Raw genomic sequence first — 13,854 nt, 5'->3', positions numbered from 1 at the left:
TTCCTGTTCATCATCGTTTGGACTGACGGGCAAGGTAGGCGCTGTACTGAAAAATACGTTCCAATGACTTCCGCCGAATCTGCGGTTCATCGAACTTCATCGGCTTTGCATTTGCTTCGAAAAACCAGATCTCGCCCATATCGTCAATGCCGAGATCCATGGACATTTCACCAAGCGTATGCCCGGAGCCTCGTTCCACTTGTCTGGCGATCAACAATGAAGTAGACTTCACCCGCCTCATCAGTGTATTCGACATTTCTTCTCCAAAGAGATCGGTGAGCAGCTTCTCCGGGTCCTCCACGGTGCCTCCGCGCGGCACATGGGTGGTTATGCTACGAGAGCCAGCGAGCCGGGCTCCAATTCCCGTTATACTCCACTGTCCTTTACCGTTTTTCTGCACAAGTACCCGTAGATCGAATGGACGCTTGCGGGACAACGCCAGCTCAATACCCTGTTGCATAATGTAGGGCGTGTGTCCGGTTTCCTTGCGAATCCTTGCCCATAGCTTGGAAAGAGTTGCTGCTTTGTACGTGGTGCTCTTTCGGGTGCTCTGTATTTTAAGCCGATAAGGAAGGCGTTCTTTTTCCTGGAATTTGAGCATCATGATTCCTTTGCCTGCCTTACCACTCTCTGGTTTCAGATACAGGTAGGGATGTGACCTCAGCACGGTCCCCAGAGCGATTGCGGTTCGCATCCGGCGAGTATATGGGATCAGGTGCTGGGTGGATTTGGATTTCTTAAGCCATTCGAACAAATTCCATTTGTTGAAGAAAAAGGGTTATACAGTTCGATGCCTGAATGCATGCATTCTTCAATTTTTCGCTGTACTGAAGGTTTGCGTTCATCTTCCCGGTTGGGGATCCGATTGTAGAGTACATGGGGAAGAGGAAAGGACTGTGAAGTCCATCTCCCACTTCCATTGTTGTACGTGTATCCTTTCACGGTGGGGCCGCTCACGTTCAAATCTCGCACAGTCACGACGTACACCACATATCCCATACTTTCGCCCGTCTGCACAATATCCAGGAAGTTTTGTTGATTTCCTCTGAACATCCGTTGATCATCATGCATGGTCAGGATGGCAATTACGGGTCTAAAATCATCCTGGAGGCTCATCAAATGCCGTCTCTCTTCCGGAATTTGCTCAAATACAGGCAATGTTCCAGGATGTGCTCCACCGATGATTTTCCTTCCAGCCGGAGCGAAGGGTGACGGAAAATGGAGCGGCCGGGTTTGGCGTTCGCTTCGAACATCCATACATGTTCCTCCTGATCAATGCCCAGATCAAAGCCAATCTCACCAATCAGATGCTGGTGCTGGGTTTCAATCGCCTGGGCCAGTGTAATAGCGACGGATTTGGCATGCTGGAGCACTTCTCCCGCTCGGTCGCCAAAATTGCGGCTGAGCGCCTGCTCAGGGGTCATCAGGGAACCACCATTTTTGATATGTGTGGTTACGCTGCCTCGGCCAGCCTTTTTGGCGCCAATGCCGACGACCACCCAATGATTGTTTCCGTTTTTATGCATGTGAAAGCGGAAATCAATCGGACATTCGTCGATCTCAATGAGCCGGATACCCTGTTGAACGACATAACCGCGGAGCTGTTTGCCGTGTCTGCCCTGAAGCATGCGCATCAGGCTGTTGAATGAACCGAAACGCAGCAGGGCATTGCCGCTTTTTTTGCGATAACGGGCGAAATATCCACGTTTGGGCGAATAGGTCAGTCGATAGATCCCGTTGCCCAGACTTCCTGCTGTTGGTTTATAGTAGACAAACTGATGGCGTTCCAGCATTTCTTTCATCTGTTCTACCGTCGGATTGGTAATGGATTCTGGAATATAACGTCCGGCAGCCGGTTCGTTCTCCAACAGCTTATAGATATCCGACTTGTTAAAGAAACTCCAGTTGAAGAAAGGGATCTTGCGCCGGACAAATCGCTCCCGCAGCTGGTTGATTGCTGGTGAGAAGTCAGAGCGGCGGCTGGGTAACCGGTTATACACGACGTCTGGCAGAGGTACCGTTTTGCGACTAAAGCTTCCGTTGTCGTTAAGGAAAAAACCGGATACCGTTTCATTCTGCCAGTTAATATCTCTTGGGGTGAACGCATAGATATAGGATTTACGGCTGCCTTCGCGGAGCAGTTGTTTGATAAAGCCGGTACGTGAACCAAACGGATTGGAGCCAGACGAAGGTCCGTCAGACAACACGCCGATCAGTGGACCCAACTGAACTTCATCGTTCTGCAGGTTGCGGAGGTAGATGCTGCCCCGTTTCGGAACGTTCATTAGGTTGCGTATACCCGAAGCGAGATAAATATGTTTGCCAGCCTTTTTGATCGGTTTGATGGTTGCGGGCACCCGGTCACGACCAAACCGCAGATGAATCGTTTTTTTGCCGGATAGATTTAGACTTTTCATTAATGCGTTGGATACATAAACCACTTTATCCGGCTGTTGTGTGAAATGCAGATTGCAAAAGGTCAAACTCATGATTTATCCTCCTATCCTGAAAAGATCCTTCGGCTCCATGGCAAGCGGGGCGCTGCGTGCCTCAACCGCCGTGAATCGGGATGGGTTTCAGGCCAGCTGTGCTGGATGTATTCGGCATTTTCATTAGACGCTTCACGTCCGTGAGAACATGTTGTTGCAGCAAATAACGGGCATAGGCAAGCGGCCGGGTGTAGGTCAGACTGTGCATACGTGGGTCACCCGCCTCTGCGAATGAGGAACGTCCCGGTCTCGAATTCACTTCGAGCAGCCAGAGGCGACCCTGAACATCTGCTCCGAAATCAAGACCCAGTTCGGCCAGTCTGCCAAAGCGGCTTTCTAACAGGGTGGGAATGCAGGCAGCAGCCTGCCTGATGGACTCCAGCAGAGTATCGGATTGCTTGCTCCCGTATCGTTCCAACAGATAAGGATGCACGGGGTACGCCTTTCCCCCTCCATGCAAGTTGGAAGTGAGTGAGCCAGCCGGTCCTTCCCGTACCATACATCCGGTTAGAGACCAGCGTCCTTGCCCATTTTTTTGCACCAAGGCCCTAATGTCGAACGGTCGTCCGTGATGACTCAGTTCCAGATACGGCTGTAAGATCATCTTTTTACCGGCCTTGTATGAATCCAGCCAGGCAGAGACATCCTGGCGATGCTCAAATGTACGGTGAATCAATTCATTGCGAGTATTTCTTCCCTCCATGATCCAGGAGGTGTGATGCTCGTCGTGATAAAGGCGAAACGTATCTTTACCATGGGTGCCCGATACAGGTTTGAAGAAAATACCTTTCGGCCAGCGCTCCAGCCACTGCTCCCATAAAGTATCCGACTGAAACAGCGTCGTAGGCGCCAGAAGAGTACGCAGTTTTGGATCAGAAGACATGGCGCGGTGTACCTTCCATTTACCAGGCAAGGAAGCAGACCAGTAACGGACATGGTGTCCGTTGCTTGAGGAAACAATTGTCTGAAGCTGCTGTTTAAATATTCCAGGGAGCGGGAGCAGACAGCGATTCATGATCAAATCCACTGCTGGGAGAGGCACGATGTTCCATCTGCCCCTGTCGAATGCATAGCCCTGTGTGAGCCTGGATACGCTGGGTTTATTCGATACGGCCAGCACAATGATATTCAGCCCATAACGGTGACTATCCAAACTGAGACGACGGCAGAAGAGTTCATCCACGAAAGGAGGCGAGCCTTCTGTTGCCCGAACCAGGATGGCTACTGTGTTGGTCTGCTGTTGCAGGAACATTCCGCTGCACCTCCTCTAATGGATGACTCTTCAGAATCCGGCCAGATAGGTGGAGTATTCCAGCATCGCTTTGACCGAAGGCCGTATTTTGCTCTCGCTAAGTGGCGTATTATCGTTCTTGGACGGTTTGGAATTCACTTCGAGCAGCCAGACCCTTCCGCTGGTGTCCATAGCAAGGTCGATGCCGAGTTCACCAAAATGGGCGGGTATGGCTCCTTCAACGCCTTTGGCGATATCCAAGGCCGCCGTATGCAATCCTGCATAAGCAGAAGCTTTGGCTGATCCGGACAATTGGGTTTTGGCTACAGCTTCCTTGACGGTACTGAGGCTTCCACCCGTGCCAGGTTGGATACATAGTGACTGCCGCCTGCAATACGTGCGACGATGGAAGTGACACTCCATTTGCCCGTACGGTTTTTTTGCACAAGCGCACGGAAATCTACGGGTCTGCCGCTGTTATCAATAAGGGTAAGACCCTGTTGAATCTGGTAACGCGTTGTTTTCATTTTCCCGGACATACTGGCATACAGTTTATCCAGAGAAGTATACGTTTGTTTTCGGGTACCTCCAACGCCAGTGGCGAGGGTGAGAAAGCTGCCGTCACTTTGACGGGAGACCCGGATGATGCCTTTGCCAAGCGACCCGCGAACGGGCTTCAGAAAGACAACCGGATATCGGTTGCACATGGTTTTGAGGGTGGCTGAGGTTTTGAGCAAATGGGATTCGGGCAGCACCCTCTTCAATGTTGAAATGGACTTCAAGGCATCGAATACTTCATTTTTGTCCAGAAACTTTTCGTTGAAAGTTTGTGTGCCGTAGAGCGATTTTACTTCTTTCATAAAATGCTGTACGCTAGGTTTGTTCTCAAGCTTACGGGACGTCAGCCGGTTATTGACGACGTCTGCTATAGGCAGAACGGTCTTTTTCCAGCCGTCATCATACACCCAGCCTTTCATATAACCCGTTACCGATCTAATATCCTCCGGTGTGAAAAAGGATACATAGGCGCCCTGCTTCCGGCAGGCGTTCACCAGTTCCTGACAGAACATCGTGATGGAGCCAAAGGGCCGATCGGGCTGATCAGGGTAATCCCGGCTAACCAATACACTGATGTAGGGTCCAATGCGCAGCGTACTGCTGGCTGAACGATAGGATATCCTCAGGACCGAACGGGGAACAAGGCCGGTCTTGCTGGCTACCGTCTGATTGATGCGCAGACCGTCATACCTGGGAACAGGAATGACAGTGACTTCACGGCGGAAAGAGCCGAATTGCAGCTGAAGCGGTCGGCCAGAAGGGATTTTAAGCGCCTTAAGCACCCCTTCGCCCAGCATGATGACGTCGTCCTGCAGGATGCCCGAGCCGGTAACCTGAATCGTTACTTTTTTAGTGGACATCACGGATCTCCTTCCGGGCGGCAACTTGATGTCTGATCTCGAAGTTGAACGGCATCTAAACATGGCATGTGCTTCATCATATGAGGACATATAACCCTTGGTGATTGACCTATTTGGATTAAATGCATTTGATGCTCGGCAGGTAATGGATGGCATGTTTCCGCAACCTTTGTTTGACGGAAGTGAAATACGTGTATTAACACGGGTGAACGATGCGATGAGAATGTGAATGAATACGAATGAACAACAGAAGGACAACCCAATATGAGGAGGAATTATAGTGAACATTTATGACAAAGCCAATGATTTGGCCAAAGCACTGAGAGAAAGCAGCGAGGTAGAAGAAATTACTTCTGCGATGAAGCTGATTGAAGTAGACCCGGAAGCAAAGGCCATGCTGGATAACTTCCGTGATCAACAAATGGAATTGCAACAGCGTATGATGAGTGGGGATATGCCTGCTCCGGACGAGATGGAGAAAATGGAGAAGCTGTTTGAAGTACTAAGCCTGAACCTGAACATCCGTCGTCTGTTTGACGCTGAACGTCGCCTGAGTGTCATTATTGAAGACGTGAACAAAATTATTGCAGACAGTCTGGGTCATCTTTACGGTGGCGCTGAAGCCTAAGCCTAAACCTTGTCCCGTTTTTTTGCCTGAACCTTTCATATTAGCTCCTTATCGTTCATAGACTAGACATATAGAGTCGATCAAGAACGAAGGAGCTGTGAATGGTGAAAAGGTTGAAGAAAGCAAAACATGTGATCTATCTGCTTATCGCGTTGTCGATGCTGGTCATTGCGTTGCCGCGGATTTCCTTTGCTGGTGGAATGGACTGGGTTAATATTTTTGGCATCGTATGGGTGCTGTTCTCGTTATTAATCGTTGGTGCACATCTGCATTTTATTCTTGGTGTAGATGAAGAGAAGAAGCGTGCACTGGAAGCTGTTCGACGGGCAAAGCTACGGCAGTGGGAGATGAAATTGGTGGACAAGCAGGAGCAGAGCAAGTCTGTATAAGGTTTGAATCACATGTGACATGGTAATAGAGTTGGTTCTATCTGTCTAAGTAAGGCCGGATTCCCTTTGTATGAAGGGGCCGGTCTTTTTTGTATACCTTAGTTCGATATTCCGATTATTGTGATCCATTTAGTGTGATGCTTTACGAGAAAGGCACGAGGAGTGGGGTTATTTTCCTAAGGTCGTGTTATAATAGATACAGAATAGTACAGATGCATCTTCGGGGGTGGTACAGATGGACGGACAGGAAGAAAACGTGACGAAGCACGAGCAGCTGCTTCAACATATTGAACAACTGAAGGTAGGCAGTAAAATATCGGTGCGCGGACTGGCACGGGAGCTGGGTGTAAGCGAAGGAACGGCATATCGTGCGGTAAAAGAGGCAGAGAACTTCGGCCTGGTCGTGACCAAGGAACGAATTGGAACGGTGCGGATCGAGAAAAGACCTCGCGGCATGACCGAGCAGCTGACTTTTGCCGATGTGGTAACCATTGTCGAAGGTCATGTGCTGGGTGGAAGTGACGGTCTGTCCAAGCCGCTTCACAAGTATGTGATCGGTGCAATGAAAGAGCAGGCCATGGCCCGGTACATTGACGCGGGAAGTCTGTTGATTGTCGGGAACCGGGACAACGCACATTCCCTTGCCCTTGAACAGGGCGCCGGTGTGTTAATTACAGGCGGCTTTGGTACAAGCCGTGAAGTGAGAGTGATGGCGGATGAGCTGGGTCTGCCCATTATTTCCTCCAGACATGATACGTTTACGGTGGCTTCAATGATTAACCGTGCGATCTTCGATCGACTGATTAAGAAAAAAATCATGCTGGTTGAGGACATTATTGGTCAGAAACCCCGCCTTCAGGTGCTTAAGGTAACCAGTTCAGCCGCGGATTTTCACCTGCTGGTTTCTGAGACGGGAGAACATCGCTTCCCGGTGGTAGATGAATGGAACCGGGTAATCGGCATTGTAAGCCTGAAAGATGTAAGCGAGTTAAGAGAGGATCAGAGTATTGAGAAGTGTGTTGTACGCCGCCCGATCACAGCTTCGCTGCAAACCTCACTGGCTTCGGCAGCACAGATCATGACGTGGGAGGGCATTGACTTCCTGCCGATTGTGGATCGGAACCGTAAACTGATTGCATCCGTCACACGTAAGGAAGTACTGCAGGCGATGCGTGATGCACAGAAGGAGCCTCAGCTTGGAGAGACGTTTGATCATCTGATCTGGAACGGGTTCGCCGAGGAGCGCGGAGAGCAGAACGAATTATTTTTCCACGGGTTTATCATTCCTCAGATGGCGACAGACCTCGGAACCATCTCGGAAGGCGTTCTGCTGAATGTGATGACACAGGCGGGACGGCGCGCAGCCTGGGATGTCACAGGAAATGATCATGTGGTGGATAATGTAACAACGTATTTTGTTCGGCCGGTACAGATTGAAGATCAGATTCTCGTTCGTCCCATTATTTTGGAGACGAGTCGTCGGACTTGTAAAATGGATATTGTCATCACCCGTGGTGGGAGTGTGGTATGCAAAGCGGTGATGACGCTGCAATCCATTGACCATGCCTAGTAAGGCGAGTGATCCAGAGTTCGGGAAATATCATGAGTTCAGAAAAGAGAGTATCCCCCTGATCGAATCAGCGCACTGAACCCCGAAATGAATGTGGCTCAGGCTTGTTCGATTGAGGAGGAATACTCTCTTTTGATGCGACGACATCCCGGTAAATGTATTAGGCAGATTGTCCGGATGTCTTGCCAGTTCCATTGTCTGAACGTTGCTGCATGCGGGCGTAGTAACTGCGGTTGCGTAACCCAGCGAATAGATTGTACGCCCCCATAATCAGAAATAGCGCTTCCACAACGACAGATAACGTAGAACCGGTAAAGACAAACATCAGGATCAGGGCAAGAATAACCAGCATGCTGCCCATCCAGATGTTGGTCCATGAACGATAAAGACCTGTAGCGATGGGATCTGTGGTCCTGCGTGAACGAATGCTGTTCAGAGCTGAGCAGACCATAGCAAGGGCAAAGATGGCGATCAGGGCATATTTGAGTACATCGATGAACACAAAGACGCAGCTCCTTTTCTGGAAAGCATTTACTGCCCTTATTGTACCATGCAGGCCGAGGGCAAGGGCAGTTTTTTTCTGGAGCTGTCATCTGCTTTTTATGCAGGAACGTGCATCCGAATCTGAACCCAAACTTGCAGCACACCTTCCATCACCAGCATCGTTTTCACCTGAACGGTATACTCTTTTCTCTGACCTCGTACACTTTTTGGTTCAGCATAATACGTGTCATTTTACTGTACTCGTCGATGTTGAAGACGTCGCGGCCCCTAAGAACTTCAAGTTCATCCCCCAGTTTCTGCAGCATCACTTTCAGGGAGGCCTCGTCCGGTCCCTTGTCAGAATCTTCTGCGCGAACTTTGATTTCCTTTATGACGGTTTGGCGTTTACTATATTTTTTCAGCGTTTTAATATCCTCCTCATTCTGATGCAGCTGAAGCTGCAACTCCTGATTGTTGAGCCACAACTCGTTGTAACTCAGGTGAAATACACCGTTGTACACGACACAACCGGCGATCATTCCCAGAACAAAGACAGCAGTCATGCGCATAAGCGGGCGGTAACGTTCAAAAGGCGGGATTCTCATGGGCGCTGTCCTGGAGTCATGTTAACCCCGTCCTCCACCGCAAACCCATTTCACCAGCTCAGTACCCATGTGGGCGCCCATAAACGCGGATATCAGGTACAGAATTTGTTTGACTGCCGGAGACAGATTGCCGTCCAGCACGTTGCTTTCGATCACCCGCATCGGATCGATTGTACCGCCGACGGCCGCTGCGAGCGCCCAAATTTTAATTTTCCCGGCGACATCAAGCATCGTCTGTGTCGGAGGCTGGAGAGAGACCACCGCTCCTATACCTCCAATCATCGCGCCGCCCAGCACGATCCCAAACGCAATGAAGAAATCAAGAATAGCTTTGGACAAAAATGTGCTCATCCGGCAACACCCCTTTCAGACCCAGCAGCACACCTCCTGTCTTCGGTCCGGAACAGGGGGAGCGGCTTGTACTTCTATTGTATGGGCGTGCCCCCGAACGTTATGATAAAATAGAATAATAAAACACTCTTCATTAGAATGAATTCTTATATTTCATTCATTTCATTTATAGCAGCATCTTGCATCAAACAGAAATCGACTTTCGGTTTGAACCCGAAGGATGAAAAATACGGATAGAAGAAGATAGTACAGCAACCACCTGATGCAAGGCATTTGCTGCGACTGTCCATGGCGAAAGGAAGAAAAAAACATGAGTTCTTTTGTGCATTTGCACGTTCACAGTGAATATAGTTTGCTGGACGGCGCTGCGCGTATACCGGATCTCGTGAATAAGGCCGCGGATCTCGGAATGACTACGCTGGCATTGACCGACCACGGTGTAATGTATGGTGCCATCCCTTTCTATAAAGCCTGCGTTGAGCGGGGAATAAAGCCGATCATTGGATGTGAGGCTTATATGACCGCCGGGTCTCGCAAAGAGCGGGGAAGCCGCAAGGATCAGCCGATCCATCATCTGATTTTATTGGCCAAAAATATGACGGGTTATCGCAATCTGATGAAACTATGCTCCATCGGACATTTGGAAGGCTTCCATTACAAGCCGCGTATTGATATGGAAAGTCTGGCCGCCCATCATGAGGGGATCATCTGTCTAAGTGCTTGTCTGGGAGGAGAAGTTCCCCAGCATCTTCTGCATGGCCGAGAGGAAGAGGCAAAGCGTGCGGCGCTCCGTTACAAAAACATTTTTGGTGCCGATTTCTATCTGGAGCTGCAGGATCACGGGCTATCTGAACAAAAAAGAGTCAACCCCCAGCTGATTCGTCTGGCAGCAGAGCTTGATATTCCATTGGTGGCTACCAATGATGCGCACTATCTGTCGGAAGAGGACGCCGAGCTTCAGGATGTGTTGATCTGTATCGGAACAGGTAAAACGGTAGATGATGAGAACCGACTGCGCATCGGGACCAATCAACTTTATCTCAAGAGTGAGCAAGAAATGGCGCGTTTGTTCCCCCATGTGCCCGAAGCATTGGAGAATACGGTTCGCATCGCGGAGTCGTGTGAGCTGCAGCTGGAATTCGGCAAATCGATTTTGCCGGAGTACAGACCGCTTCCAGAAGGGGAAAGTCCTTCTGCCTATCTGCGCCAGTTGTGCGAAGAGGGAATGGAGAAGCGCTATACTGAAACATCGCGTTGGACGGACACGGAGCTCAGAGCCGAACTTGAACAGCGGCTGGATTATGAACTCCGGGTTATAGACAGTATGGGATTCTCGGATTATTTCCTGATCGTATGGGATTTTATCGCTTATTCTCACCAGCAGGGAATTGTCACCGGGCCGGGTCGTGGCTCCTCTGCAGGTAGTCTGGTTGCCTATACTTTGCGTATTACAGACGTTGATCCGATGAAATATAACCTGCTCTTCGAGCGGTTTCTGAATCCGGAACGGATCTCCATGCCGGATATTGATATTGACTTCAGTGATGAACGGCGGGATGAAGTCATTGAATATGTTGCAAAAAAATACGGCAAAGCCCATGTCGCCCAAATTATCACTTTTGGTACGATGGCAGCCCGTGCAGCCGTTCGGGACGTCGGACGTGCACTAAATGTGCCTTACGGCGAGGTGGACAAGGCAGCGAAGCTGATTCCTGCACAGCTCGGCATTAACATTCAGCGGGCCATGGAAGGCACACCTGAACTGAAGGCCCTATATGAGACCAAGCCCAAAACACGTGAATTGCTCGATATGGCGATGAAGGTGGAAGGCATGCCGCGTCATGCCTCCACGCATGCGGCGGGGGTCGTCATCTCCCGTGATCCGCTGACGGATGCCGTTCCGCTTCAGGAGGGCAGTGAGGGAACGGCCTTAACGCAGTATTCCATGGAAAACCTGGAGTCCATTGGACTGCTCAAAATGGACTTCCTTGGTCTGCGCACCCTTTCAATTATTGAGCGCTGTCTGCGCTGGATTGGTGAACATGGCGAGATTCCGGATTTTCGTCATATTGCGGACGACGATGCACTCACATATGAGATGCTTGGTCGAGGCGACACGATGGGGATATTCCAGTTGGAATCCGCAGGGGTGCGTCGAGTCTTGAAGGAGCTGAAGCCAAGTGTATTTGAAGATATTATTTCCGTACTGGCCTTGTATCGCCCGGGCCCGATGGAATTCATATCCAAATATATTCAGGGCAAACATGGACAGATCGAAGTGGATTACCCCCATGCGGATCTGGAGTCCATCCTTAAGGATACGTACGGCATCATTGTATATCAGGAACAAATTATGCAGATTGCTTCCCGGATGGCGGGCTTCTCTCGGTGAAGCGGATTTGCTCCGCAGAGCGGTTTCCAAGAAGAAGCGGGATGTGCTGGATCTTGAACGAGGACATTTTGTTCAGGGCAGTCTCAAGCAAGGATACAGCGAAGCGGAGGCAGACCTGGTCTATGACATGATCGTCAAGTTTGCCAATTATGGTTTCCCTCGTGCCCATGCCGCGGCGTATGGGGTGCTGGCTTTCCAGACGGCTTATCTGAAGGCGCATTATCCTGTTCATTTTATGGCCTCCATGTTAACAGCCGTTATGGGCAGTCACCGCAAAGTGGCAGAGTACGTTGTGGAATGTCGGCGTATGAACATTAATGTACTTCCGCCGGATGTGAATGAAAGTGGCATTCTGTTTACACCTGTGCTTGCATCATCCAGCAGCACGAAGTCTGGGAAAGCAGCGGAAACCCAACATGTAGCGGAAGAACATGGTGAGGACGGTACAGCAGGTTTGACTATCGAACATGCCGTACATGATGATGATCATTATTCGGGACATGCGGAATACGGAGAAGCACCTCTGCCGGATGATCCGGTCCCGTACCCGATGAAGACGGTGGTGCATATGGGTGGCAGGCAGAGACGGCTATGCCAGAGCATTCCGAGGATCGAACAGGTTCGGGTGTGATGACGGTTTCTACAGCAGAACGTCTGCATGGGACTGGGGAAGAGGAGTCATCGCTCACTGAAGAGCGTGGAATGTCTGCTGTACAGGCGCAAGATGGATCGCCGGATCAAAATTCGGATGCAGGTAAAGCAACCGGGGCGATACGTTTCGGTCTGGCTGCGGTAAAAAATGTAGGTACCCAGGCGATGGAGAGTATCATGATCGTACGGCAGGAAAGACCGTTCGACAGTTTGCTCGATTTTTGTCGACGTGTCGATTTGCGTGTCTGCAACAAACGTGTGATTGAATCGCTTATTCAAGCGGGAGCCTTTGACACATTGCCTGGGCACCGTGCGCAGTTACTGGCGATGCTGGATGAGACCGTGGAAGCGGCTCTGAAATGGCGCAAGGAACGTGAGGATCTGCAAATTCAATTATTTGATTTTGTCGAGACGCCAAACTGGGAGATTGAATATCCTGAAATCCCGCCTTATTCCGGGAGTCAGCAGCTGGAGCTGGAGCGTGAGCTGTTAGGTTTGTATCTATCTGGTCACCCATTGGATGACTACGAAGATGTGCTCGAATCCAGCGGCGCAGACCGCATTATGGAGCTGACGGAAGCGGCGGACGATACGATGGCTGTCGCAGCCGGGATGGTTGTGTCTGTGAAGTCGATTACGACGAAACAGGGCAAGGCTATGGCGTTCATGGAGCTGGAAGACCAGATCGAACGCTGTGAAGTGGTTCTCTTTCCCGAAGTATGGCGGCGCAGCCAGCAGCATGTCGGGAAAGGTGAACTGCTCGTCGTGCGTGCCAAGGTGCAGCAGCAGGACGAAGGGTTTAAGCTGCTGGCTGAGGAAGTGGCGCCGCTGTCACCGGCGGCACTGGAACAGCAGCTGCGCAGCCGCGAACGGCGCGGTAAGCCCGGCAGCGGCAGTGCTTCGAGCCCGGCGGCTTCGCCACGGCAGGCGGCCGGAGCACAGCGCAGCAGCGCAGGCGTGAATGCTGGAGCTGCGCACAGCAGCGGTAGCCAGGGCCCGGCAGCAACGCACAGCGCTGCGGTTGGGCCCGGGGCGGGGGCCCATGCCAATGGGGCCTCTTCCGTGGCTCGTCGGCCCACTGAGGCCGCTGGCGGCACGGAGCAGAGCCGTGGCCCGCGGGTTGTAGAGCAGCGGGTGTTCGTGAAGATCACCCCGCAGGCGGAGAAGCCAGAGCTTCTGGCCCGACTGAAGCAGCTGCTTCAGCAGCATTCGGGTCCGGTAGCGACGGTGCTCTTCTATGAGCAGCAGCAGAAGCTGCTCGCATTGAGTGATGCCTATCGCATTAAACCTTCGCCCTCCTTGTTCTCCGAAATGGAGCAAATGCTGGGCGAGGGAACGGTGAAAATTAAATAAGAGGTTGTCCTGCAAATGATTTGTTTTCGGCTTTTCTCATGACTCTGAGACACGTTCTTATTCCCAATGATGCAACCTGTTCGGCCAACTGCCGAGCAGGTTTTTTGTGTTTATTTTACCAATTACATCACGTATGTAGGCGAAGAAGATAATGAACGCAAGAATGTAATATGTGAATATTTTTACATAATTTATAGGATAAGCAGAGTGCCATAGTGATTGTGCATTCCGCATTTTTTATGAACATTTTGCGAGTTTGCCGCATACACTTGAGAACACCGAAGGACCTGGGGG

At 50.8% G+C, this 13,854-nt stretch carries 7 protein-coding genes and 4 pseudogenes; 4 read left to right on the top strand and 7 right to left on the bottom strand.

Going from position 1 to position 13,854, the window contains the following annotated elements; genetic code table 11:
- Positions 1–10: 10 nt before the first annotated feature.
- From ACTWJ7_RS25010 to ACTWJ7_RS24995, 4 genes and pseudogenes are all read right to left on the bottom strand, one after another.
- Positions 11–1,116: pseudogene (locus tag ACTWJ7_RS25010) on the bottom strand (YheC/YheD family endospore coat-associated protein).
- The gene (locus ACTWJ7_RS25005; RefSeq protein ID WP_024629120.1) at positions 1,116–2,489 is read right to left on the bottom strand and encodes a YheC/YheD family endospore coat-associated protein; all 1,374 of its coding nucleotides are present in this window, start codon (positions 2,487–2,489) and stop codon (positions 1,116–1,118) included. The pseudogene ACTWJ7_RS25010 and the gene ACTWJ7_RS25005 overlap by 1 nt, the downstream one beginning before the upstream one ends.
- 61 nt (positions 2,490–2,550) lie before the next feature.
- Entirely contained in the window at positions 2,551–3,741 is a 1,191-nt protein-coding gene (locus ACTWJ7_RS25000) for a YheC/YheD family endospore coat-associated protein (protein WP_079345937.1), read from the bottom strand.
- Positions 3,742–3,771: 30 nt separating this feature from the next.
- Positions 3,772–5,138 (bottom strand): annotated as a pseudogene (locus ACTWJ7_RS24995) (YheC/YheD family endospore coat-associated protein).
- Between the two features lie 280 nt (positions 5,139–5,418).
- Between ACTWJ7_RS24995 and ACTWJ7_RS24990 the strand changes: the two are divergent.
- The 3 genes from ACTWJ7_RS24990 to ACTWJ7_RS24980 all read left to right on the top strand — a co-directional run bounded on the left by ACTWJ7_RS24990 (position 5,419) and on the right by ACTWJ7_RS24980 (position 7,725).
- Positions 5,419–5,766 (top strand): YlbF family regulator, encoded by a 348-nt coding sequence (locus tag ACTWJ7_RS24990; protein ID WP_024629123.1) that lies wholly within the window; start codon positions 5,419–5,421, stop codon positions 5,764–5,766.
- A gap of 101 nt (positions 5,767–5,867) precedes the next feature.
- Entirely contained in the window at positions 5,868–6,155 is a 288-nt protein-coding gene (locus tag ACTWJ7_RS24985) for a hypothetical protein (RefSeq protein WP_029880748.1), read from the top strand.
- A gap of 235 nt (positions 6,156–6,390) precedes the next feature.
- Entirely contained in the window at positions 6,391–7,725 is a 1,335-nt protein-coding gene (locus ACTWJ7_RS24980) for a DRTGG domain-containing protein (RefSeq protein WP_301879490.1), read from the top strand.
- A gap of 160 nt (positions 7,726–7,885) precedes the next feature.
- Here the strand turns inward: ACTWJ7_RS24980 and ACTWJ7_RS24975 are convergent, their stop codons facing one another.
- The 3 genes and pseudogenes from ACTWJ7_RS24975 to ACTWJ7_RS24965 form a co-directional block, all read right to left on the bottom strand.
- Entirely contained in the window at positions 7,886–8,227 is a 342-nt protein-coding gene (locus tag ACTWJ7_RS24975) for a YtpI family protein (protein ID WP_024629126.1), read from the bottom strand.
- 98 nt (positions 8,228–8,325) lie between these two features.
- Positions 8,326–8,813 (bottom strand): annotated as a pseudogene (locus ACTWJ7_RS24970) (hypothetical protein).
- 21 nt (positions 8,814–8,834) lie between these two features.
- Positions 8,835–9,164: a YtrH family sporulation protein gene (locus tag ACTWJ7_RS24965; RefSeq protein ID WP_024629128.1), complete on the bottom strand. Its 330-nt coding sequence runs from the start codon at positions 9,162–9,164 to the stop codon at positions 8,835–8,837.
- A gap of 310 nt (positions 9,165–9,474) precedes the next feature.
- On the opposite strand from ACTWJ7_RS24965, the pseudogene ACTWJ7_RS24960 reads away from it, so the two are divergent.
- Positions 9,475–13,560 (top strand): annotated as a pseudogene (locus ACTWJ7_RS24960) (DNA polymerase III subunit alpha).
- The last annotated feature ends 294 nt before the right edge of the window (positions 13,561–13,854 follow it).

It is taken from the genome of Paenibacillus sp. 1A_MP2, from assembly GCF_052244825.1.
Classification (GTDB): Bacteria; Bacillota; Bacilli; order Paenibacillales; family Paenibacillaceae; genus Paenibacillus; species Paenibacillus vandeheii.
The sequence above is the reverse complement of the archived record's forward strand: the minus strand, read 5'-3'. Positions and strand labels throughout refer to the sequence as shown.

Bases quoted from the DNA above. Each gene is read 5' to 3' on its own strand.
- ACTWJ7_RS25005 (WP_024629120.1), bottom strand. From the start codon at position 2,489: ATGAGTTTGACCTTTTGCAATCTGCATTTCACACAACAGCCGGATAAA.
- ACTWJ7_RS25000 (WP_079345937.1), bottom strand. From the start codon at position 3,741: ATGTTCCTGCAACAGCAGACCAACACAGTAGCCATCCTGGTTCGGGCA.
- ACTWJ7_RS24985 (WP_029880748.1), top strand. From the start codon at position 5,868: ATGGTGAAAAGGTTGAAGAAAGCAAAACATGTGATCTATCTGCTTATC.
- ACTWJ7_RS24980 (WP_301879490.1), top strand. From the start codon at position 6,391: ATGGACGGACAGGAAGAAAACGTGACGAAGCACGAGCAGCTGCTTCAA.
- ACTWJ7_RS24965 (WP_024629128.1), bottom strand. From the start codon at position 9,164: ATGAGCACATTTTTGTCCAAAGCTATTCTTGATTTCTTCATTGCGTTT.